Annotated in this window: 21 protein-coding genes; 8 read left to right on the top strand and 13 right to left on the bottom strand. The window is 71.4% G+C overall.

The features are described from left to right. Positions 1-40: 40 nt before the first annotated feature. Entirely contained in the window at positions 41-886 is an 846-nt protein-coding gene (locus ACQEU1_RS00515; protein WP_433194975.1) for an XRE family transcriptional regulator, read from the top strand. Here the strand turns inward: ACQEU1_RS00515 and ACQEU1_RS00510 are convergent. The 3 genes from ACQEU1_RS00510 to ACQEU1_RS00500 all read right to left on the bottom strand — a co-directional run bounded on the left by ACQEU1_RS00510 (position 870) and on the right by ACQEU1_RS00500 (position 4,304). Continuing rightward, positions 870-2,081, bottom strand: coding sequence for an MFS transporter (locus ACQEU1_RS00510; RefSeq protein ID WP_433194973.1), 1,212 nt, complete (start codon positions 2,079-2,081; stop codon positions 870-872). The genes ACQEU1_RS00515 and ACQEU1_RS00510 overlap by 17 nt on opposite strands. Positions 2,082-2,212: 131 nt before the next feature. Next, the gene (locus ACQEU1_RS00505; RefSeq protein ID WP_433211246.1) at positions 2,213-2,845 is read right to left on the bottom strand and encodes a hypothetical protein; all 633 of its coding nucleotides are present in this window, start codon (positions 2,843-2,845) and stop codon (positions 2,213-2,215) included. A 475-nt stretch (positions 2,846-3,320) separates the two neighbouring features. Further along, complete coding sequence (locus tag ACQEU1_RS00500) at positions 3,321-4,304, bottom strand: TDT family transporter (RefSeq protein ID WP_433194971.1); 984 nt, start codon at positions 4,302-4,304, stop codon at positions 3,321-3,323. A gap of 109 nt (positions 4,305-4,413) precedes the next feature. Here ACQEU1_RS00500 and ACQEU1_RS00495 point away from each other — a divergent pair, with 109 nt between their 5' ends. After that, positions 4,414-5,343, top strand: a complete 930-nt coding sequence (locus ACQEU1_RS00495; protein WP_433194969.1) for a LysR family transcriptional regulator — start codon at positions 4,414-4,416, stop codon at positions 5,341-5,343. Beyond that, positions 5,327-5,695, top strand: a complete 369-nt coding sequence (locus ACQEU1_RS00490; protein WP_433194967.1) for an HNH endonuclease — start codon at positions 5,327-5,329, stop codon at positions 5,693-5,695. The genes ACQEU1_RS00495 and ACQEU1_RS00490 overlap by 17 nt, the downstream gene beginning before the upstream one ends. Here ACQEU1_RS00490 and ACQEU1_RS00485 read toward each other — a convergent pair. Together ACQEU1_RS00485 and ACQEU1_RS00480 are read right to left on the bottom strand one after the other, a co-directional pair. Next, a complete protein-coding gene (locus tag ACQEU1_RS00485) occupies positions 5,692-6,138 on the bottom strand; it encodes a hypothetical protein (RefSeq protein ID WP_433194965.1) in 447 nt (148 codons plus the stop codon). The genes ACQEU1_RS00490 and ACQEU1_RS00485 overlap by 4 nt on opposite strands. 76 nt (positions 6,139-6,214) lie before the next feature. Then, positions 6,215-7,159 (bottom strand): COG4315 family predicted lipoprotein, encoded by a 945-nt coding sequence (locus ACQEU1_RS00480; protein WP_433194963.1) that lies wholly within the window; start codon positions 7,157-7,159, stop codon positions 6,215-6,217. 137 nt (positions 7,160-7,296) lie between these two features. Here ACQEU1_RS00480 and ACQEU1_RS00475 point away from each other — a divergent pair, with 137 nt between their 5' ends. Both ACQEU1_RS00475 and tsaA read left to right on the top strand, forming a co-directional pair. After that, positions 7,297-8,700 (top strand): protein adenylyltransferase SelO, encoded by a 1,404-nt coding sequence (locus ACQEU1_RS00475; protein ID WP_433194961.1) that lies wholly within the window; start codon positions 7,297-7,299, stop codon positions 8,698-8,700. Then, entirely contained in the window at positions 8,700-9,095 is a 396-nt protein-coding gene (gene tsaA, locus ACQEU1_RS00470; protein WP_433194959.1) for a tRNA (N6-threonylcarbamoyladenosine(37)-N6)-methyltransferase TrmO, read from the top strand. Before ACQEU1_RS00475 ends, tsaA begins: the two co-directional genes overlap by 1 nt. Here the strand turns inward: tsaA and ACQEU1_RS00465 are convergent. After that, the gene (locus ACQEU1_RS00465; protein WP_433194957.1) at positions 9,092-11,674 is read right to left on the bottom strand and encodes a hypothetical protein; all 2,583 of its coding nucleotides are present in this window, start codon (positions 11,672-11,674) and stop codon (positions 9,092-9,094) included. The two genes, tsaA and ACQEU1_RS00465, sit on opposite strands and share 4 nt — an antisense overlap. 394 nt (positions 11,675-12,068) lie before the next feature. On the opposite strand from ACQEU1_RS00465, the gene ACQEU1_RS00460 reads away from it, so the two are divergent. Further along, positions 12,069-12,248 (top strand): DUF3040 domain-containing protein, encoded by a 180-nt coding sequence (locus ACQEU1_RS00460; protein ID WP_433194955.1) that lies wholly within the window; start codon positions 12,069-12,071, stop codon positions 12,246-12,248. Here the strand turns inward: ACQEU1_RS00460 and ACQEU1_RS00455 are convergent. From ACQEU1_RS00455 to ACQEU1_RS00435, 5 genes are read right to left on the bottom strand one after another with little or no spacing between them, the layout of a single operon-like run. After that, on the bottom strand, positions 12,220-13,263 hold the full coding sequence (locus ACQEU1_RS00455) for a pyridoxal-phosphate dependent enzyme (protein ID WP_433194953.1): 1,044 nt from the start codon (positions 13,261-13,263) through the stop codon (positions 12,220-12,222). The genes ACQEU1_RS00460 and ACQEU1_RS00455 overlap by 29 nt on opposite strands. Continuing rightward, on the bottom strand, positions 13,260-14,054 hold the full coding sequence (locus tag ACQEU1_RS00450) for a Rossmann-like domain-containing protein (RefSeq protein WP_433194951.1): 795 nt from the start codon (positions 14,052-14,054) through the stop codon (positions 13,260-13,262). Before ACQEU1_RS00450 ends, ACQEU1_RS00455 begins: the two co-directional genes overlap by 4 nt. Then, on the bottom strand, positions 14,038-14,835 hold the full coding sequence (locus tag ACQEU1_RS00445) for an ABC transporter ATP-binding protein (RefSeq protein ID WP_433194949.1): 798 nt from the start codon (positions 14,833-14,835) through the stop codon (positions 14,038-14,040). The genes ACQEU1_RS00450 and ACQEU1_RS00445 overlap by 17 nt, the downstream gene beginning before the upstream one ends. Further along, positions 14,832-15,839, bottom strand: coding sequence for a FecCD family ABC transporter permease (locus ACQEU1_RS00440; RefSeq protein WP_433194947.1), 1,008 nt, complete (start codon positions 15,837-15,839; stop codon positions 14,832-14,834). Before ACQEU1_RS00440 ends, ACQEU1_RS00445 begins: the two co-directional genes overlap by 4 nt. Before the next feature lie 43 nt (positions 15,840-15,882). Then, positions 15,883-16,854, bottom strand: a complete 972-nt coding sequence (locus ACQEU1_RS00435; RefSeq protein ID WP_433194945.1) for an ABC transporter substrate-binding protein — start codon at positions 16,852-16,854, stop codon at positions 15,883-15,885. Positions 16,855-16,974: 120 nt separating this feature from the next. On the opposite strand from ACQEU1_RS00435, the gene ACQEU1_RS00430 reads away from it, so the two are divergent. Next, on the top strand, positions 16,975-18,153 hold the full coding sequence (locus ACQEU1_RS00430) for an MFS transporter (protein WP_433211243.1): 1,179 nt from the start codon (positions 16,975-16,977) through the stop codon (positions 18,151-18,153). A 7-nt stretch (positions 18,154-18,160) separates the two neighbouring features. Next, positions 18,161-18,301, top strand: coding sequence for a hypothetical protein (locus ACQEU1_RS00425; RefSeq protein WP_433194943.1), 141 nt, complete (start codon positions 18,161-18,163; stop codon positions 18,299-18,301). On the opposite strand, the gene ACQEU1_RS00420 is transcribed toward ACQEU1_RS00425, so the two are convergent. Then, on the bottom strand, positions 18,291-19,709 hold the full coding sequence (locus tag ACQEU1_RS00420) for an aldehyde dehydrogenase family protein (RefSeq protein ID WP_433194941.1): 1,419 nt from the start codon (positions 19,707-19,709) through the stop codon (positions 18,291-18,293). The genes ACQEU1_RS00425 and ACQEU1_RS00420 overlap by 11 nt on opposite strands. Positions 19,710-19,814: 105 nt before the next feature. Then, entirely contained in the window at positions 19,815-20,630 is an 816-nt protein-coding gene (locus tag ACQEU1_RS00415; protein WP_433194939.1) for a helix-turn-helix transcriptional regulator, read from the bottom strand. Positions 20,631-20,656 lie beyond the last annotated feature (26 nt).

Raw genomic sequence — 20,656 nt, 5'->3', positions numbered from 1 at the left:
GGACTACAGCAGGACGTGCGGATGCATTAGCGTGACCAGCGTGGACGAGTTCGCGCAGGCGCTCCGGACGGCGATCACGAATCGCGGTCTCGGTCTGGAGCGCCTGCGCGAACACCTCTCCCAGAACGGCGTGTCCGTCTCGATGGCGACGCTGAGCTACTGGCAGACGGGCCGCAGCCGCCCGGAGCGGCAGAAGTCGCTGCAGGCCGTCGTCCACCTGGAACACATCCTGCAGGTGCCGCCCGGCCACCTGTCCGAACTGCTCGGCCCGCCGCGTCCCAGGGGCCGCTGGCTGCGCAACGCGCCGGCGCCGATGTCCGCGTTCTGGCCGTTCCCCTCGCCCGTCGAACACGCGCTGCACGACCTCGACACGCAGTGGGACGACCAGCTGCTGCGGGTGAGCCAGCAGGACTTCGTGACGATCGGGGCGGACCGCACCGAACGGGTCTTCCGCTCCCGTCAGGTGCTGTCGGCGTCGATGAACGGCCCCGACCGCTGGGTCGTGATCATGCACATCGACGCCCACCACCGGCCGTTGCCGCTGGTCAACGCCCTGAAGAACTGCACGGTCGGCCGCACGGTCACCGAACCCGCCGACGGCCTGCTGGTCGCGGAGCTGCTCTTCGAACGGCCGCTGCGCAAGGGCGAGAGCGTGGTGATCGAGCACGAGCTGGTCAACCAGGACCCGTGCCCGCCCGCGACGAACTACGAGCGCAAGTTCCGGCTGCCGACGCGGGAGTACGTGCTGGAGGTGACGTTCGAGGGCGACGCCCCGAGCGCCGTCCGGCAGGTCGCGGACGGCTCCGAGGTGAAGCCCGGCCGCACGCTGCTGGACGTCGCGCTGGACGTGCCACCGGGCACGCGGGGTTTCAGCTGGACCTGGTGAACCCGCGCGACGACCGCACCAGTGCGGCCGCGGCGGGGGCGGCGAAGCAGATCAGCGCGCACGCCCCGAGCACCGCGCCCGCCCCGAACGCGTCGATCGCGGGGGCGATGAGCGCGAGCCCCAGCGGCGCCAGGCCGTAGGACAGCAGGAAGTCGAGCGAGGACACGCGGGCGAGCTTGCCGGGGTCGACCTCGCGCTGGATCGCGGTGAACCACGGCACGTTGAACAGCTCGATCCCGATGCCCGCGACCACGTAGACGGCGATCAGCACGACCGGGTGCACCGGCAGCAGCAGGCCGAGCGGGATGAGCCCGTAGAGCCCGAGCCCGGTCAGCGCGACCCAGCCCGCGTTGCGGGGCCGCCACCGCCCGATCACCGCCGCGCCGATCAACGCCCCCACGGTGTACGCGGTCGTCGCGCCCGCCAGCACGGCCTCCGTGTCGTACCGGTCGCGGCTCACCACCGGCAGCAGCACGGCCGTCGCGGAGTAGCCGAACGCGATCATGACCGTCAACGCGCCGAGCCCGGCCGGCAGCCACGGGTGCCTGCGCACCTCGTGCACGCCTTCGAGGAAGTCGGCGACGAACCCCGCGCGAGCCTGGGCCTGTTCCGGCCTGCCCTGTCCCTTCGGCGGCACCAGCGCCGCGCACAGCCACAGCGCGGCGGTGACCGCGAGCAGCACCTGGGCGTTGGTGATCAACGCCGCGAGCGCGGTGAGGCTCGGCGCGACCAGCGTCGTCACCCTGATCGCGAGGGTGGTCGCCGCGTTGGCCTGCTGCCGTTGCGCTTCCGGCACCACCTCGGCCACCAACGCCTGGAACGCGGGCCGGCACGCCCCCTGACCGGCCCCGACGACCGCCGCCGCCACGGCCATGAGCAGCAACGACCGTCCCATGCCGAACGCGATGACGGGTGTGACCAGAGCGGCGGTGAGACACGACCAGAGGACCACGGTGCGGCGTGCGTGCCGGTCCGCCAGCACCCCGGCCACCGGCACCGCGGCGACGAACCCGGCCGTTCTGGTGGCCAGCACGACACCGAGCTCCACGGCCGTGATCGACCGTTCCAGCACGGCGAGGCCCAGCACGAACGGCAGGGCCCACATCGCGAGCCCGGACGCGGTCGTGCCGGTCCACAACCGCAGGAACGCGGTGTTGCGGAAGACGGACGGTGCCGCCGTTGCTTTCTCGGTCACGTGGACCAAGGTCCCATCACCGGCGGGCTCCTGACCACACCGCGTGAATATTCCGTCTCACCGCGCAAAAGAAGGACGGGTGCTCCCCCGCCGCCTGCGGAGAGCACCCGTCCCGGTCCTGTGTGGACAGATCAGCCGATCTTCTCGATCCGCGCGTTGCGGATCAGGAACTTGCCGGGCTCGCGAACCTGTTCGAAGGCCGCGTTGTTCAGCAGCGCGCAGCTGCCGGACACCGACGCCACCTTGACGGTCGTGGACTTGTTGTTGTCCAGGTTCGTGACCTTCAGCGTCGTGCCGATCGGGAACGTGCCGCTGGACGCGGCAGGCGCGCCGCCCTCACCGGAGAGCGTGACGGTGGAGCCGTTGCAGACCTGCTGGCCCGTGGCGCCGCCGCCGTTGTTGTTGCCCGCGTTGGCGTCGGGCTGCTGAGCCTGACCCTGGTCGCCGTTGCCGGCGTTGCCCTGGTTCGCGTTGCCCGCGTTGTTCCCGGCGTTGCCCTGGTTCGCGTTGCCCGCGCCGCCGTCGCCCTTGCACCCGGCCGCCTTGCGCCGCTGCTGGATGAGGTCGACCACGGCCTGGCGGTTCGCGATCCGCGCCTCGGACTGGGAGTCCGGGTTGGACTTCTGGCCCGCGATGAAGTTCAGGTTGTTCTGCAACGCCTTGTCCAGTCCGCCGCAGTCCTCACCGGACGTGGCGGCCTGACCGGCTTCTGGCTTGGCCTGGACGTTGTTGCCACAGCCCGCCGCGGCGCGCCGCTGGTTGATCAGGTTCACGACCTGCTGGCGGTTCTGGATGCGCGCGTCCGACTGGGCGTCGGGGTTGGCCTGCTGGCCGGCGATGAAGTTCAGGTTGTTCTGCAGGGCGGTGTCCAGTCCGCCGCAGTCCTCAGCCGCGTTCGAGTTGGTGCCGCTGAAGGCGAAGATGCCACCGGCGACAGCAGCGACCGCCAGCACGGCGCCCGCGCCGATCATGGCGGGCTTGCGGTGTCGAGCGCCCATTCTGTGTCTCCTCGGGGGGTCGAACGGTGTTGTACCGATGACTACGGGGAGGTCACGAACGGGGTTCAACGCGGACCGGGACATGTTTGGTTTTAAATGCTTTTAAGGTTTTCCGCACTGGTGATCTTGCTGGTCAGCGCGCACTTTCCCGGGCCAGGGGGCCAGTTCTGGCTCCCGGCGCGGAAATGGGCCAGGCAGTGGGTTGCGCTCCAGCCCTAAACTGGTACAGACCACCTGACTCTCACCGGCGGAGCAGCGTCCGAGCGGCCACGGTGACCCACGCGGCCACCAGCGTGCCGTACAGCACGACGGCCACCCCGGAGAACAACGCGGACGGAACCCGCACGGCCAGAGCGTGCGTCCCGGTCACCAACGTCCCCAGCGGGAAGACGAAACTCCACCACGTCAACGCGAACGGCAACCCGCGCCGAACCGCCCGCACGGTGACCGCCGCCGCCAGCGCCACCCACAGCAGCGCGAACCCCCACGCGACAGTCCCGTACAGCACACCGAAAGCGACCTGCCCCGGCAACACCGGAACCCCGGTCAGCAGGTTGGCGGCGGTGATCGACTGTCCCAGCGGCCCGAGCACGATCCACAACGTCGGCACGGTGGAGGCCGCCCCCACCCCGTGCGCCACCAGGCGTTGCCAGATCTGCGGCACGATCACCAGCGTCGCGAACAGGCTCACCCCGAACAGCGCGTAACACCCGAGCACCATCGCCTGCCGCCCGGCCCCGTCCGCCATGTGCTGGGCCAGCAGCGCACCAGAAGCGGCAGAGACCATCGGCGGCACCACGGGCATCAGCCACCCGGCGAACGCGAGCTCCCCGCTGCCGATCATCCGCAGCGGCACCACCACAGACGTCACGAGCCCGAGCAGCGTGCCGACAGTCCACAATGTCCAGTCAATGGCCAGCGCGGCGGGCATCCCGATCCAGTCGGACCCGAGCAGCAGGGCACCGGTGCCGACCGTCATCAACGCCATCGGCGGCGCGCCCCAGAACTGCGCCATCACCGGGTCCGCGAGCTGAGCGCGCACGGTCGACCACGTCCACCGCCGGGCAGCCGCGACCACCAGGCACACCAGCACCAGGGCGGCCAGCGCCCACACGTACCGGGCGGCGGCGTGCAGGCCGGGCGTGGAGGCACCGGCCGTGGCGACGATCCCCGTCCCCATCACGGACGCGAAGAGGTTCGGGCCGAAGGGCGCCGCTCGTCGCACCTCTGGGGCACGGTGTGGTCGAGGTGCGAGAGCGGTCACGACCTGACGATCGTCGCTTCCCAGCGGTCTCGGTAGGCGCCGATCGCCGATGTGCACATAGGCTTCCCCTATGCCTCTACCGCCCAGGGTCACCGACCTCACCAGCTTCGACCTGCTGTTGAGCGTCGCCGAGCTGGGCAGCATCGGCCGGGCGGCCCAGGCCCACGGCATGTCCCAGCCGAGCGTCAGCGAACGCCTGCGGACCCTGGAGGCCCGCGTCGGCCTGACGTTGCTCGAACGCACCCCGCGCGGCGCGCGGCTCACCACGGCCGGTCAGCTCGTCGCGGGCTGGGCGGCGCAGGTGATCTCCCGCGCGGCCGACCTCGACGCCGGCATCACGAGCCTGCGCGCCGACCGGCAGAGCCACCTGAGGATCGCCGCCAGCCTCACCGTCGCCGAGTACCTGCTGCCCGCGTGGCTGATCGCGTTGCGCCAGGTGAGCCCGGACACCGCGACCGTGCTGTCGGCGGGCAACTCGGTGCACGTCGCCGAGCAGGTCCTCGCCGACCGCGCCGACCTCGGGTTCATCGAGAGCACCGACGTGCCGGCGGGCCTCGCCACGCGCGTCGTCGCGCGCGACGAACTGGTGCTCGTCGTCGCTCCCGGCCACCCGTGGGCACGGCGCCGCCGCGTCACCGCCGCCAAGGCCGCCGCGACCCCGCTCGCCAGCAGGGAGCCGGGGTCGGGCACGCGGCAGGCCTGGGAGCACGCGCTGAAGGCGGCCGGTGTCACCGAGTCCGCGGACCCGTTGCTGGAGATGTCGTCGACCACCGCGATCAAGGCGGCCGCGATCGGCGGCATCGGCCCCGCCGTGCTCAGCATCCACACCGTGGCGGCCGACATCGCGGCCCGCACGCTCGTCCGGGTCGAGGTCGGCGACGTGGACCTGCACCGCGCGCTGCGGGCGGTCTGGCCGTCCGGCACGACACCGCGCGGGCCCGCCTCCGACCTGCTGACCATCGCGACGCGTAGTCTCACCCATCGTGCCGACCGGAGGTAGCAAGCAGGTTCGGGCCGCGCGCAAGCGGAAGAAGCGCATGGCCCGCGTCGTCAACGACCTCACCGACGCGCAGTGGGACGCCCTCAAGACGGCGTGGGGCGGCTGCGCGTACTGCGCGGCGCCCGCCACCTCGTTGCAGAAGGACTGCGTGCAGGCCATCTCCCGCGGCGGCAGGTACACGCTCGGCAACGTCGTGCCCGCGTGCGGATCCTGCAACGCCAGCAAGTGCAACGCCGAGGTGACGGGCTGGCTGCGGCGCAAGAAGCTCGACGAACGCACGTTCCTGGTGCGCCACTACGAGATCTCGGCCGAGATGACCGCCCGGTTCCCCGTGCCGTCCACTGTGGACTAGGCGGAGTTGCGGACCGCGTTGTACCCCGCGTAGAGCGCGTCCCAGGCCTTCTCGCAGCGCGCGTTCAGCGCACCGTCCGCGCTCTGGCCACCGGCCGCGAACCACGGTTCGCACGAGGCGATCTCGGTGAGCTGGCGACGCACCTCGGTGAGGGCGGTCTGGCCGGCGGGCGGCAGCTTGGCCGACTGCTTCTCGACCTCGTCCACCACGCCGGACACGTCGGGCATGACGTGGGCGCAGTTGTCGGCGGCGGCGACGGGCTCACCGCGCAGCCGGGCGGCGCAGTCGGTGAGCAGGACGCCGATGGCGTCGAGCCGGGGCTGCAGATCGGGCAGCGGGGAGCCGGTGGCGGTGGTCGAGGCCGGGGTGATCGTGGGCAGGGACGAGGTCCCGGTACCGCACCCGAGCAGCAGCAAAGCCAGCGCGATGGCGGAGTAGCGCATGCCAGGAGCGTAGCGAGACGGAAGGGCCGCCAGAGCGGGGGTGCTCCGGCGGCCCTGGTCGTTCACCCGATCAGGGTCAGGCGGCGATGTAGGACTTGACGCCCTCTGGGAAGCCGACCGGGGCGGCGGACGCGTCGTTCACCGCGTCGCTCACCACGGCGGACTTGCCCTTGCAGCCCGGCTCCGACCAGATCTTCACGGCGCCGTCCGGGTTCAGCGACAGGAAGCCGCCGCGGAGGTCCTGGCAGGTCTTCTCGACCTTGACGCCGACCGCGAAGCTGTCGCCGAAGTCCTTCTGGTTCTTGCCCTGGAAGAAGGTCACGGAGCTCGCGGGCTTGGCACCCGGCGCCGGCTGGCCCTGCTGACCGTTGTTCTGGCCCGGCGCCTCGGCCTTCGGCACGGCGCGCTTGCCCTCGGGGTTCATCACGAACCACTTGCCGCCGACGTTCTGGCCGAGGATGTCGCCGGCCTTCTTGTCCTTGTTGAAGAGGTAGGCGGGGCGGCCGCCGATGGTGACCTGGAACTGGCCGTCCTGGCGCTTGATGAAGTTGATGTTCTCGCGGCGGATGCCGGGGAAGAACAACCGCGTGCCCTTGGTGACGGTGATGGGCGGCCAGGTCTTCGCGCAGTCGCCGTTGCAGTTCGACACCCCGCCGTTCACCGGGTCGTCGCTGAACCAGTAGACGGAAAGGCCTTTCCCGTTCACGACGGCGGGTTCCAGGCCACCGGCGTTGCCTGCGCGCAGCTCGACCCACTTCTGCCTGGTCTCGACCGGCGCGTTCTCGGGGGCGCGGTCACCGGTGTTCTGGTCGGCCTTGTTGGAGTTCGCGGTGCCGCGCAACAGATCCACACCGGACGTCGCGTCGGTCTCGACCGCGTTGTCAGCCGCGTTCTCAACCTGGGCCTGCTCCTGGGCAGGGGCGGCAGAGCCGGACTGCGTGGCGCCCTGACCGCACGCGGTCAGCGTGACAACACCGATCGCCAAAAGGGCAGCAACGATCCCAACTTGCTTGCGACGCATTGGTTTCTTCTCATTCCTGAGTGGACTCATCAACCTGTTCACCACTGTCACGGGCACGCTCCCAGAACGGTTCAGCGAAGTTCAAGTTGAGACCGCGATCACACGCGTTCCGGAGCGCAGCCGGTACCGTTGACGCCGTGAACATCAGCCTGAGCAGCGATTTCGCGACCGCGGTCCCCGAGATGGCGGTCTCGTGGAAGGCCGAACCGGTCGCCGAACCGGAACTCCTGGTCCTCAACGAGCAGCTCGCACGCGATCTGGGGCTCGATCCGGAGTGGCTGCGCGCGGAGGGTCTGCCCTTTCTCACGGGCAACAATGCCCCCGGCGTCGCGCAGGCGTACGCGGGTCACCAGTTCGGCGGCTACAGCCCCCGGCTCGGCGACGGCCGCGCGTTGCTCCTCGGCGAACTGACCGACACCGAGGGCCGGTTGCGCGACCTCCACCTGAAGGGGTCGGGCCGCACGCCGTTCGCGCGCGGCGGCGACGGACTGGCCGCCGTCGGCCCGATGTTGCGCGAACACGTCGTCAGCGAGGCCATGCACGCGCTGGGCATCCCGACGACCCGGGCGCTCGCCGTCGTCTCCACCGGGCACGTGGTGCAGCGGGAGGAGCCGCTCGCCGGTGCCGTGCTGGCCCGCGTGGCCGCGTCGCACCTGCGCGTCGGCAGCTTCCAGTACGCGCGCAACACCGGCGACCTCGACCTGCTGCGCCGTCTCGCCGACCACGCGATCGCCCGCCACCACCCCGGCAGCACCTACCTGGAGCTGTTCGCGCACGTGGTGGCCGCCCAGGCGTCGTTGGTGGCGCGCTGGATGCTCGTCGGGTTCATCCACGGCGTGATGAACACGGACAACATGACGATCTCCGGCGAGACGATCGACTACGGCCCGTGCGCGTTCATGGAGGCCTACGACCCGACGACGAAGTACAGCTCCATCGACCACCGCGGCCGGTACGCGTACGGGAACCAGCCGATCATCGCCGAGTGGAACCTGGCCCGGCTCGCCGAGGCACTGCTGCCGTTGTTCGCCGACGACGAGGACGAGGCCGTGCAGCTGGCCCTCGCGACGCTGCGGACGTTCGACGCGCACTTCGAGTCGGTGTGGATCGACGGCATGGCGGCGAAGCTCGGGCTGTCCGGCGACGTGAAGCCGTTGCTGAAGGACCTGCTGGCGCTGATGCAGGAGAACCACGTCGACTTCACGTCGTTCTTCCACCTGCTGTCGCACGCGGCCCGTGGCGACGCGGAACCCGCGCGGTCGTTGTTCCTCGACCTGGCCTCGATCGACGCCTGGATCGCGCGCTGGCGCGAGCTCGGCCCGGACGCCCCGCTGATGGACAGCGTGAACCCCGTCTACATCCCGCGCAACCACCTCGTGGAGGAGGCGCTGGCGGCCGGCGCCGACGGTGACATGGGCCCGTTCGACCGGTTGCTGAAAGCGGTTACCTCCCCGTTCGGCGAACGGCCCGGCCTGGAATACTTCGCGGCTCCCGCGCCGCGGGATTTCAGCGCCACCTACCGGACCTTCTGCGGGACTTGATGAAACTGCAGCCCATCGGCCACGTCGAATCACCCCTCACCGACCGCTCGGCCGCGCCCAAGCAGCCCGACGAGGGCGCACCGGAAGCGGCGCTGGTGTTCGCGCCCGAGTACGCGCGGGCGATGCGCGAACTGTCGCCGGGCCAGGACGTACTGGTCCTCACGTGGCTCGACCGCGCCGACCGCTCGGTGCTGGCCGTGCACCCGCGCAGCGACCCGGACCGCGCCGAGACCGGGGTGTTCTCGACCCGGTCGCCGGACCGCCCGAACCCGATCGGCCTGCACCACGTGCGGATCACGTCGGTCGAGGGGCTGAACGTGCGGGTCGCGCACCTGGAGGCGATCGACGGCACACCGATCGTGGACGTGAAGCCGGTGCTCGGCCCCGAGCGCTAGGGGGTCACATCGCGCGGGCACCCTTCGTGGTCCGGCGGCACCACGAGGTCCTCGCGGAACGGCAGCTCGCCGCACAGCAGCAACGGCGTCGAGGTCGTGTCCGTGTTGCCCTGCAGGATCAGCACCGCCTTGTCGGACGGCAACCGCGTGCTCGCGCCGAACCCGATCGTGCCGGTAGCGCCCTGGATGGCGTTGTCCGGCCGGATGCTGCCGATGCCCGCGAGCAGCCCCTCCCGCACCCGCGCGCCGGGGTCGGTCCTGCGCACCTGCCGCACGCCCTCCACGAGCACCTGCATCGCGTCGTAGGCGGTGGCCGACCGGCCGTCGCCGATCGACTGGCACGTCCTGCGGAACACGTCGAGGTAGTTCTTGTAGAACGGCACCTTCGCGCAGTCCCGCCACGCGGCGGGGCTCGCGAACGACACGTAGTCCAGCCGCACGTTGGGGAACTGCGCCATCGTCCCCTCCAGGATGAACCGGGTCGACGAGTCGCTCGCGATCACCGGCGGCGTGCGGCCCTGGCACCTGCTGTTCATGCCGCGCAGGAACTCGGCGAGGTTCTGCGAGCGCCCGACGTAGAAGATCGCGTACCCCGGCTTGGCCTCGGCGGGACAGGCGCCCTGCCCGAGGCTCGCGGGCGCGAGGCCCTCGTCGTCGTTCGCCACCCGGTAAGACTTGTACTGGCTGACCGCGATCCCCCGCTCGGCGAACGAGGCCTTCGCGCCCTCGGCGAGGTTCTGGCTGTACCGGTCGGTGCGGTCGCCTGAGTAGAAGATCGCCACGTCGGTGACGTTCAGCCGCGTCTTCGCGTAGTAGGCCGCGACGCGCGCCTCGCGCAGGTTGTTCGGCGCGATCTGGTAGTAGTACTCGTTGATCAACGCCATGTCGTCCGACGACGTGAGCGTGCCGATGATGGGCAAGGCGTTGCTGCCCAACCGCTTCACCACGGACCGCGCGGTGTCCGTGCTGATCGACAACCCGGTCACGGCCACCACGCTCCGGTCCCGCGCGGCCAGTTCGACGATCTTGTCCACCGCGACGTCCCCGGACGCCAGCCCGCGCCCGCCCGGCCCCTCACCGCCGTTGGCGAGCAGCATCCGGATGGGCACGTCACTGGTCTTCTGCGCCACCCAGACGCCGCGCAGCTCCTCGACCAACGCCTGGAAGCTGTTGGAGGTGCTGGGGGTCAGCACGCTCAGGAACACGATGGTGATCGCGTCCGGCCGGGCCTCCACCCTCCGGTTCTCGGCCATGATCCGCCCGTACACGTCCTCCAGCGACGGCCGCACCTCCGCCGGCACGGTGTCCGGTACGAAGTGCCGCAACGGATCCGCCGACACCCCGACGCACTCCGCCCCGACCCGTTCCAGCGGCGACCGGAAAGACGGCGACCACCACTCCTCGCACCGCGCGTGGTTCAGGAACGGCACCGCCACCAGCGACCCGGCCAGCACCAGCAACACGACCGGCGCCGCGACCGCGCGCCGCAGCCTCATCGACGGGAACTCCGACAGCGCACCGACAATCCCCCGCGCCGGCTCGGACGCATCCGTGTCGAGCTTCAGCACCCAGTCGTCCGACCGCGACAACTGCCGCAACCAGTCGTGGTACCCGGCCAGCGCGTCAGCGGCGTGCGTGCGGGGTGCCTCCTCCGACTCCCCCGCGGCGATGACCAGCAACGGATCCGGCCTGCTCAACGGGTTCGCCCGCCACGACTGTCCACTGCGGACACCACTGCGCGCCTTCGCGATGGCCCCGACCAGCCACTGCCCCTCGGCGTTGTCCACCAGGAGCCAGGGGTTCCCGGTCCGCCGCCGCCCGGTCCCCCGGATCGTCCACCGCCGGTGCGACCGCCGCAGGTCCTCCAGCAAGGCCCGCATGAGCAGGTCCCCGACCTCGTCCTCGTGCCGTTCGGTCAGCCGTTCCTTCACCACGGCCCGTGCCAGCCGGTAGAACCCGCGCCGGGACCGCCCGCCGAACGCCTGCTCCCCCACCCAGGTGGCGGGCCGCCACACGAGAGCCATCACCGCGAGGCCGATCCTGGGCATCACCCCGATGATCAGCCGGATCCACCAGGGGAAGTCCTGGGCGAGGTCCTGCGCCCCGTCCGCGGTGACCCTGACCCGCCCGCGCAGGTGCTGCCGGAACTCGCGGGCGATCGCCCGTTCCTCGTCGTCCGCCTCGACCCCGGCGGGCAACGACAGGTCCAGCAACCACGCGGCCAGCGCGTAGTGCGGAAACCGCAGCCGCGCCACCCCGCGCACCTCACCGGCGAGCTGCCCCACGGCGTCGTCGAGCAACCGCCGCCGATCCGCCTGGGCCCCGTCCACCAACGCGTAGGGCACGCGCCGTCCCCGAGCGGCGACAGCCCGGCCGGCCAACGCCTCGAGAGGGCTCTCCACCCCGGCGGGCCGCCGCAGCCACACGATCGGCAACGGCACGTCCCGCCCCGGCCACCGGGTCCGCGACGACACCCGGTCCAGCAACCTCAGCAACTCGACCGCGCCGCTGAACTGCAGCCCGCGCGTCTGCTCGGAACCGACGAACCACCCCTGCGACCCCACCCTGGACAGCGCCACCCTCGCCCCGTTCCGCCGGACCCAAACAGAATCTGGACGGATTGTCGGGCAGGAATGCCACGCCATTAGCTGTTTCGACCGAATTCGAAGCGGCCGCGAATGCCCTGTGACCAGGGTTTAGCCAGCGGGTACCCGGACCACATGAACCAGCCGGTACCACCTCCCAACCCGGTGCCACCGACGCCGGGCCCGGACCAGCCGCCCGCCCCCGGCCCGGACCAGCCGCGACCACCGGACCCGTTCCAGCCACCGAACCCGCCGAACCCCGGCCCTCCGCCGGATCCGACACCTCCTGGCCCTCCGCCGGATCCGCTGCCCCCGAACCCGGTTTAGCCGGAATCCTCACCGGGTACACGGCCAAAACGGACAGCCGAACCGACCTGGGGAGCGGGACATGCTCAGTGGTCAGGAACAGCAACGGTTGATCGACATCGAACGGCGCCTGCGAGCCTCCGACCCGGACCTGGCGAAAGAGCTGAGCCAGGGTCCCCTGGCCAGGGCGACCGCCCGCCAGCGAGCGATCGCCATCCTCGCGACGCTGAGCTTCAGGAAGCGACCGCGACAGTCCGGCTGACAGCCCTGGGCGGCGCCTCGGCCCGCCCCCACCGCATCCGGGACCACGGCAGGTCCATCTCGCTCAGCACCTCGATCTGCCGTGGCTCCAACTCCTCCGGCCGCGCCGCCGACGCGTGCCGCGAATAGGCGGCCTCGACGTACCGGTGCCCGGTGTCCGGAGCCAGCACCACGACCTGCCGCTCAGGATCGAGCCGCTGCTCCCACCGCGCCGCCAGGTACGCGGCACCGGCCGACAACCCGGCGAAGATCGCGTGCTCCCGCAGCAACGCCACCCCGCCGCACAAAGCCGCCTCGAACCCGAACCAGTGCACGGTGTCGTAGAGCGTGTGGTCGACGTTGTCGAACGGGATGGAGCTGCCGATCCCGGCGATGATGATCTCCGGGTCGTGCACGTGCTCGCTGCCGAACGTGACGCTGTCGAACGGCTGCACCCCCACCAGCTCGACGTCCGGCGAGGTCTCCCGCAGGAACGAGGCCAGCGCCCCGGTGGAGGCCCCGGTCCCGACCCCGCCGACGACCGACAGCCGCGAGCAGTCGGCGTGCGACCGGACCAGGTCGGCGATCGCGCGGTACCCGCGGTAGTGGACGTCGTCGTGGTACTGCCGCATCCAGTGGTGCCGAGGCTGGTCCCGCAGGATCTCCTGCACCCGAGCCACCCGCCTGCTCTGGTCGAGCTTCAGGCTGGCCGAGGGCGGCATCGGCTCCACCGTGGCGCCGAGGATCTCCAACTGGGTGCGCAACGTCAGGTCGACGGTCGTGGAGGCGACGATGTGGCAGTGCAGCCCGTACCGGTGGCAGGCCAGCGCCAGGGCGTGCGCGTAGATCCCGCTGGAGCTGTCGACCAGCGTGTCCCCGTGCGCGATCGTGCCGCGTTCCAGCAGGTACCGGACGGCTTCCAGCGCCGACGCCACCTTCATGGTCTCGAAGCGCAGGCACAGGGTGTGGGAGTCGAGGCGGACGAGGGCGGGGCGGCTGAGGGCGTCTGCGATGTGGTGGTCCACGTCTTCTCTCATGTCCGGTAGCGGTACAGCGCCGTCTCGTCGGCGCTGAACTGGGAGAACGGGAACGGCTCCGCGGACAGGGCGGTGACTCCGGAGCCGAGGAAGTGGCGGGCGACGGCGCTCGCGGTCTGCGCGTAGACGACCAGCGGTACCTCACGTGACCGGCACACCCGCACGATCTCGTCGAACGTGCCGTTGCCGATCGTCATCCCGGTGGCCACGACGGCGTCCGCGACGCCGAGCACGTCCCGCATGTCCGGGGTCACCGCATCGCCCCACTGGGTGGTGCGCAACGACAGGTCGCACGGCAGGCATTCCGCACCGCGCTCCCGGATCGCCGCCACCAGCGGGTTGACCACGCCGATCAACGCGACCTTGGCGCCGGCGGGCACGTCCAGCAGCCCGGCGACGGCCGCATCACGTGCCCGAGCCCGTTCCTCCGGCGTGCCAACGGGAAGAACCACCCGCTCGGCCCCGGAAGTCCGATGTGGACTGACGCTCGACAGGTACGCGTCTAGCGCAGCCACCCGCACCGGGGCCGGTGCCTCGGTCAGCAGCGAGGCGACCGGCGCGCCGGAGTAGTTCGCGCACACCGCCGGGTCGGCCTCGCCTTCCGCGAACGCGCAGGCGCCGAACGCGGTCCCGACCCTGGCCAGCACGTACTGGTTGCGGTAGGTGGTGTCGCCACCGGCCAGCCGCGTGCCGTGGTGCACCCAGAACACGCTGGTGGCGGGCAACGACGCCGGATCGGGCCCGTGCCGTCCCGCGAGCACCTCGGCTATCAGGTCATCCACTGTGGACATCGCTTCCCCCTCCGGTCCGGACCGGCGCGCGGTACCCCACGGCCAGGTGGCCCAGGTCGTCGCGGCCGATCTCCGCTTCCACGTCGAACACCTCGCGCAGCAACGGCGCGGTCAGCACCTCTTCCGCGGTACCGGACGCGACGACCGCGCCGCCGTGCATCAGGACCAGCCGGTCGCAGTACCGGGCGGCCAGCGCGAGGTCGTGCAGTGCCACGACCACGGTCTGCGGCGTCCGGCTCGCCAGCTCCATGAGCTCGAGCTGGTGCCGCACGTCCAGGTGGTTCGTGGGCTCGTCCAGCAACAACGCCGACGTCCGCTGTGCCAACGCCCGCGCGAGATGGGTGCGCTGCCGTTCACCGCCCGAGAGCTGCTTCCACGGCCGGTCGGCCAGCCCCGTCAGGTCGAGCTTCGCCAGTTCCACGGCCACGATGGCGTGATCCGCGGCGGACGGCCCGCGCCACCGCGACCGGTGCGCGGTCCGGCCGAGCATCGCGACCTCGGCCACCCGCAGGTCGCTGTCCGTGTCGGCGGTCTGCTCGACGAACGCGAGCTTGCGCGCCCGGTCGCGAGCGGGCCACGCCGCGATCTCCACCCCGTCGTACCGCACGACTCCCGCCGTCGGCGCCCGAAGTCCTGCCACACACCGCAACAACGACGACTTGCCGGACCCGTTCGGCCCGATCAGCCCGACGGTCTCCCCCGGCGCGACGACGAGCGACACGTCCCGCACGATCGTCTTGCCCGGGACGCCCCAGCGCAGGCCGTCCACCTCGATCTTCACAGCTCACCCCGCCTGCGCAGCACCAGCAGGAACAGCGGCACGCCCAGCAGCGCGGTGAACACGCCCACCGGTACCTCCAGCGGCGCGAACACCACGCGGGTCAGCGCGTCCGTCCAGACCAGGAACACCGCCCCGGCCACGGCCGACAGCGGCAGCAGCCGCCGGTGCAACGGCCCCACCAGGAAGCGCACGCCGTGCGGCACGATCAGCCCGACGAACCCGACAGCTCCGACCGCCGCCACGGCCACGGCCGTCAGCACCGAGGTGGTCACCAGCATCACGATCCGCGTGGTCCGGACGTCGACCCCCAACGAGGAGGCGGTGTCGGCGCCGAACGCGAACCCGTCCAGCGCCGCCGAGCACAGCCACGCCACCAGCAGCCCGGCCCCGAGCACCACCGCGCACACGACGACCGACGTCCAGCGGGCCGACGCGAGCGAGCCCAGCAGCCAGTTCGTCACGGCCCGGATGCTGTCGGCGTCGCCGGACGACAACAGGACCAACGAGGTGAGCGCCGCGAACAGCTGCCCCACCACGACCCCGGTGAGCACGATCCGCGACGAGTCCAACCCGGTGCGCCGCAACAACAACATCAGCAACCCGAACGCCACCAGCGCGCCGGCCAGCGCACCTCCGGTCACCCCGAGCTGCGACCCGGCGAACCCCAGCACTACCACGACCACCGCGCCCGTCGAGGCACCGGACGACACCCCGAGCAGGTACGGGTCGGCCAGCGAGTTCCGCGTGACGCTCTGCAGCACCGCGCCGCACACCGCCAGCGCCGCTCCGACCAGTGCCGCGAGCAGCACCCGAGGCAACCGGAGGTCCCAGATCAACGAGTCCAGCAGGCGCGGCAGCGGCACCACCGGCAACCCGAGACGGGCGCCCGCGGCCCGGCCGATCTCGGCCCAGCCCGCGCCCACCCCGATCCGCACCGCGAGCACCATCGAAACCACGAGCACGACGAGACTCAGCACGACGGCCGCGTTCTTCTTCTGAGGCAACGGTTTCGAGTTATGAACGACAACAGGTTCGAGTACCGCGGCCTCAGCCACGGATCTTGTCCAGACCAGCGGCGAACGCCTTCAGCGCGTCGACCGTGCGCACGGACGGGTCCATCTCGATGCCGGGCAGTTCGATGACCTTGTTGTCCCGCAACGCCCTGAGCTGCGACACCACCGGGTGCTCGCGCATCATCGCGATCTTCTCGGCGGCCGTGTCACCGGGGTTGCCCCGCTCGGACAGGTCACCGACCACGATCACGTCCGGGTCGCGGCGCGCGATCTGCTCCCACGACGCCTCCGGCCACTCCTGGTCCACGTCGTCGAAGACGTTGACCGCACCGGCGATCCTGCTCATCTGGCTCGGCATGCCGTCCCGCCCGGCGACGTACGGAACGCCCTTGAACACCGAGTAGACCCAGACGACCTTCACCGGATCCCGTTTGACCGCTTGGACTTCCGCGACGACGGCCCGTTGCTCGGCGGCGAGCTGATTCGCCTTCTCCTGGATGCCGAAGATCCTGCCGAAGTTCTCGTAGTCGCGGAACAGCCGCTCGAACGGCGCGGTCGTGCCGTCCGGGCAGTTCACCGCGCTCACGAACGCCGGCACGTCCAGGGCCGCCAGCTCGTCGCGCGTCCCGGCCCGGTCCGCGGTGAAGAGCGCCTCGAACGACGCCACGACCAGGTCGGGGTTGGCCGCGCGCAACGGTTCCGAGGTGAGCAGCTTCGGCGACAGCACGGGGATCTTCGCGTAGGCGCCGGCGAAGCGCGGCGCGACCTTGGTCTTGACGTTGGCGGTGCCGGCCATCCGGTCCTGGACTCCCAGCGCCAGCAACGTCTCCGTGGAGTTCTGGTCGAGCGTGACCACCCGTTGCGGCGTGCCGGCGAACGTGAGCTGCTTGCCGCAGCTGTCCACCACCACCGACTGCGCAGCCGGCGTCTGGGCGCCTCCCGGTGTGGCGCAGCCGGCGGCGAGAACCGCGACCAGCGCCAGGCCGAGCCGGGCGGGGTGAGACATCGGATCCTCCAGAGAAGTTCACTCGATCGGTGTGCGCTACTGTAACGACAATCATTTTCATTGCAACCCTGCCGGAAGGTCGAACGAGTGGTCCACGACACAGCGCGCGCTACGCCCTCGGTGCTGCGCAGCACGACGTTTCTCCGCCTCTGGACCGCGACCACGGCGTCGGGCATCGCGACCTGGGCGCTGCCGTTCGTGCTGGGTCTCGCCGTTCTCTCGCGCTCGATCACGGCCGTGGAACTGGGAGTCCTGCTGGCCGCGCGCACTGCGGGCTTCCTCGCCGCCGTCCCGGTCAGCGGCGTGCTGGCCGACCGCTACGCCCGCCGCCGGGTCGTGCTGATCTCCGGCCTGACCTCCGCGCTCGCGGCCCCGGTCCTCGCCGCCTTCGTGGGCAACTCGCTGCTGGTCGCCGCTGTCGCCGCCGCCGCGATGGGCGCGGGCCAGGGCGCGTGCCGCCCCGCGTTCCAGGCACTGACGGCCGAGGTGGTCGCAGAAGACCAGCGGCAGCAAGCCAATGCCGCGATGACGTTGTCCGTGCGCGTCACGACCCTCGTGGCGCCGGGCCTGACCGCGTTGCTGGCACTGGTGTTGAACACCCAGGTGCTGCTGCTCGGCATCGGCGCCCTGTGGCTGGCCGCCGCACTCGTCCCGCCCGCGGGCACCGGCCGGCGGGCCCCGCACACCGGCGCCGGTTTCGTCGCCGACTTCTGGGAGGGCGTGCGCGAAGCCCGCAGGCACCCGTGGTTCCTCGCGGGCCTGGGCGCGCTGACCGCCGTGATCGCCACCGGCTACTCGGCCACCGGAGTTGTGCTCCCCCTGGTCAGCCGCGACCGCTACGGCACGGAGGCCGTGCTCGCCGGAGCGCTGACCGCCTACACCCTCGGCGCGCTGGCCGGCGCGGTGCTGATCTCCCGCTGGCGACCGCGCCACGCGGGCTGGACCGCGCTGGCCGGCCTGGCCCTGTACGGCTTCGCGCCGCTGAGCCTGCTGCTGCCGGTGAGCCCGTTCGTCGTGATCGCCGCCTACGCGGTGGCGGGCCTGGGGATCGAGCTGTTCAACGTGCCGTGGTTCACCGCGACCCAGCGCGAGGTGGAGCCGTCCAAGCTCGCCAGGGTGTCCTCTTTGGACTTCCTGATGTCCTACGGCCTCGCACCGGTCGGCCTCGCCCTGATCGCCCCCGCGATCTCGGCGTTCGGCGCGCAGACCGTGCTCGCGGCCTGCGCGGTGATCTGCTTCGCGGCCCCCGCCCTGGCCGCGCTGGTGCCGTCGTCCCGCGACTTCGGCCCGCGCCGATGACCGTGCGGTGGACGGCGGGATCGTCGGGCTGCACGCGGACAGCTTCGACGTGGTCGTCGACATCGCCGGGAAACCCGTGCGGCGCAGGCACCCCGACGGTGATCTCCAGGATCTCGGGCACGCCGGGTCCTCCGCGGTCAGTGCTTGACGGTGACGGTCTGGCGCTCGGTGAACTCGAGCAGGCCGGCGAGCCCGCTCTCCACGCCGAGGCCGGACTGCTTCACGCCGCCGAACGGCACGTGCGGCGAGAGGTGCATGACCTCGTTGATCCACACCGTGCCGGCCCGCAGCCGCCGCGCGAGCGCGACCGCGGCCTCCGGGTCAGAGGTCCACACCGAGGCGCCCAGGCCGTGCTCCCCCGCGTTGGCGCGGTCCACCACGTCGTCGACGTCGTCGAACCGCAGCAACGGCAGCACCGGCCCGAACTGCTCCTCCCGCACGACGCGGGCGTCCTCCGGCGGGTCGCCGATGATCGTGGGCCGGATGAAGTACCCCTCGCCCGGCGTCTCGCCGTCGTCGCCGGTGAGGAACTCGTAGCCGTTCTCGCGGGCGTCCGCGATCAGGCCGGCGACCCTGTCGTGCTGGCGCCGGTTCGACAGCGGGCCGAGCCGCACGCCCTCGTCGAACCCGTTGCCCACGCGGACCTGAGCCGCGATCTCCGTCAGCCTGGCCGCGAGCCGGTCGTAGACGTCGGTGTGGGCGTAGAGCCGCTTGACCGCGAGGCAGATCTGGCCCGAGTTGGCGAACGCCGCCCAGAACAGCTGCTCGGCCACGGCGTCGACGTCGGCGTCCGCGAGGACGATCGCGGGGTCGTTGCCGCCGAGCTCCAGGGTGACGCGGGCCAGCGAGGCCGCCGCGTTCGCCGCGACCGCCCTGCCGGTCTCGGTCGACCCGGTGAAGCTGATCATGTCGAACCCCCGGTGCGCGGTCACCAGCGGACCCAGCTCGTCGAGGCCGGACACGACGTTCAGCACGCCGGGCGGCAGCACGCCGCGCAGGAGCTCGCCGAGCCGCAGCGCAGACAACGGGGTGAAGGTCGACGGCTTGAGCACGACCGCGTTGCCCGCGAGCAGCGCCGGGCCGAGCTTGAACCCCAGCTGGCCCAGCGGGTAGTTCCACGGCGTGATCGCCGCGACCACCCCGAGCGGGACGTGCGCGGTGACCGAGCGCCGTTCGGCGTCGTCCTGGTTCACCGCGGACGGAAGGCTGAGCGTCGCGGTCTCGCGCAGCCAGTGGCTGAGACCACCGACCTCGCCGAGTGCGAGGGCGAGCGGTTTGCCCTGCTCCAGCGTGACGAGCCCGGCCAGTTCGTCGGCGTGGGCGTCCACCACGTCCGCGATCGCGACGAGGTGCTTCTGCCGGTCCGTCTCGCTGAGCGCGGCCCAGGCCGGTTGGGCCCGGCGCGCCGTGGCGACGGCCTCGTCCAGCTGCTCCGGCGTGCACGCCGGTGCCGCACCGGCGGTGCGCAGGGTCGCGGGGTCGACCACGGCGAAGGTGGTGCGACCGCCGACGGCCCGGCCGTCGATGGTCATCGTGAAGGCCGTGTGGGTGGACATGCTTGCTCCCGTTCCGTGACGAAGACGGCAGTGATCACCGTCAGGGCCCATGGAACAGCGGGAACCGCCGTTGAGGGAGGCCGTGGCAGCCGGGGTGTGGCACACCTACCCTGCGACGAGGCGAGCGAGAGCCGTCTCGCTCTCGCTGCCGGGTTTCGGCGTCCCCACCAGCAGCTGCTGGCCGGGAGCGTCGTGCACGTCGAAGGTCTGGTAGGTCAGCTCGATCCGTCCGGCATCGGGCAGGACGAACACCTTGAACGCACGGGTGAGCCCGCCGACGTCGTTGCTGTTCCACAGGCGGCCGAACTCGGCCGAGCTCGCGGACAGCTCCTCGACGAGAGCGGCGATGGAGACATCGGCGGGGAAGCGACCTGCGTTGAGGCGCAACGCGTGCACGGTCGCCGTGCGCAGCAGCTCCCAGTCCGTGAAGACCACCTTCGCCTGGGGATGCGTGAACAGGATGCGCGGCATGCTCCGCTCCTGCCCGAACGGAGACAGCAGGGCGTCGGCGACCGCGTTCGTCGCGAGCACGTCGAACGCGGGACCCAACACGTACGCGGCGGCGCGCGAGAACGCCTCCAGCAGCTCCAGCAGTGCCGGGTGGACCTGGCCTCCGGGCACGTCCGAGGTCGTGCCCGGTCGCAGCCCCGCCAGCCGCTGCAGGTGGTCCCGCGCGTCCGGCGAGAGCCGCAGCGCACCGCCGATCGCACCGATCACCTGCGCGGAGGGGTTGCGTTCGCGGCCCTGTTCCAGCCGGGCGTAGTAGTCGACGCTCACGCCCGCGAGCACCGCGACCTCCTGGCGCCGCAGCCCCGGCACGCGACGGCCGGACGGCCCATCGGCGAAGCCGAGCGCCGCCGGGTCGAGTCGTTCCCGGGACGCACGGAGGAAGTCGCCCAGCTCGTTCGCGGGTGAAGCCATGCGCCGGAGCGTAACGCCGGTGACGC

Source organism: Lentzea sp. CA-135723, from assembly GCF_050936595.1.
Taxonomy (GTDB): Bacteria; Actinomycetota; Actinomycetes; order Mycobacteriales; family Pseudonocardiaceae; genus Lentzea.
The sequence above is the reverse complement of the archived record's forward strand: the minus strand, read 5'-3'. Positions and strand labels throughout refer to the sequence as shown.

Coding starts and splice junctions, on each gene's coding strand:
- ACQEU1_RS00495 (WP_433194969.1), top strand. CDS start 4,414: ATGCCTCTACCGCCCAGGGTCACCGACCTCACCAGCTTCGACCTGCTG.
- ACQEU1_RS00485 (WP_433194965.1), bottom strand. CDS start 6,138: ATGCGCTACTCCGCCATCGCGCTGGCTTTGCTGCTGCTCGGGTGCGGT.
- ACQEU1_RS00435 (WP_433194945.1), bottom strand. CDS start 16,854: ATGTCTCACCCCGCCCGGCTCGGCCTGGCGCTGGTCGCGGTTCTCGCC.
- ACQEU1_RS00450 (WP_433194951.1), bottom strand. CDS start 14,054: ATGTCCACAGTGGATGACCTGATAGCCGAGGTGCTCGCGGGACGGCAC.
- ACQEU1_RS00415 (WP_433194939.1), bottom strand. CDS start 20,630: ATGGCTTCACCCGCGAACGAGCTGGGCGACTTCCTCCGTGCGTCCCGG.
- tsaA (WP_433194959.1), top strand. CDS start 8,700: ATGAAACTGCAGCCCATCGGCCACGTCGAATCACCCCTCACCGACCGC.
- ACQEU1_RS00420 (WP_433194941.1), bottom strand. CDS start 19,709: ATGTCCACCCACACGGCCTTCACGATGACCATCGACGGCCGGGCCGTC.
- ACQEU1_RS00480 (WP_433194963.1), bottom strand. CDS start 7,159: ATGCGTCGCAAGCAAGTTGGGATCGTTGCTGCCCTTTTGGCGATCGGT.
- ACQEU1_RS00455 (WP_433194953.1), bottom strand. CDS start 13,263: ATGAGAGAAGACGTGGACCACCACATCGCAGACGCCCTCAGCCGCCCC.
- ACQEU1_RS00460 (WP_433194955.1), top strand. CDS start 12,069: ATGCTCAGTGGTCAGGAACAGCAACGGTTGATCGACATCGAACGGCGC.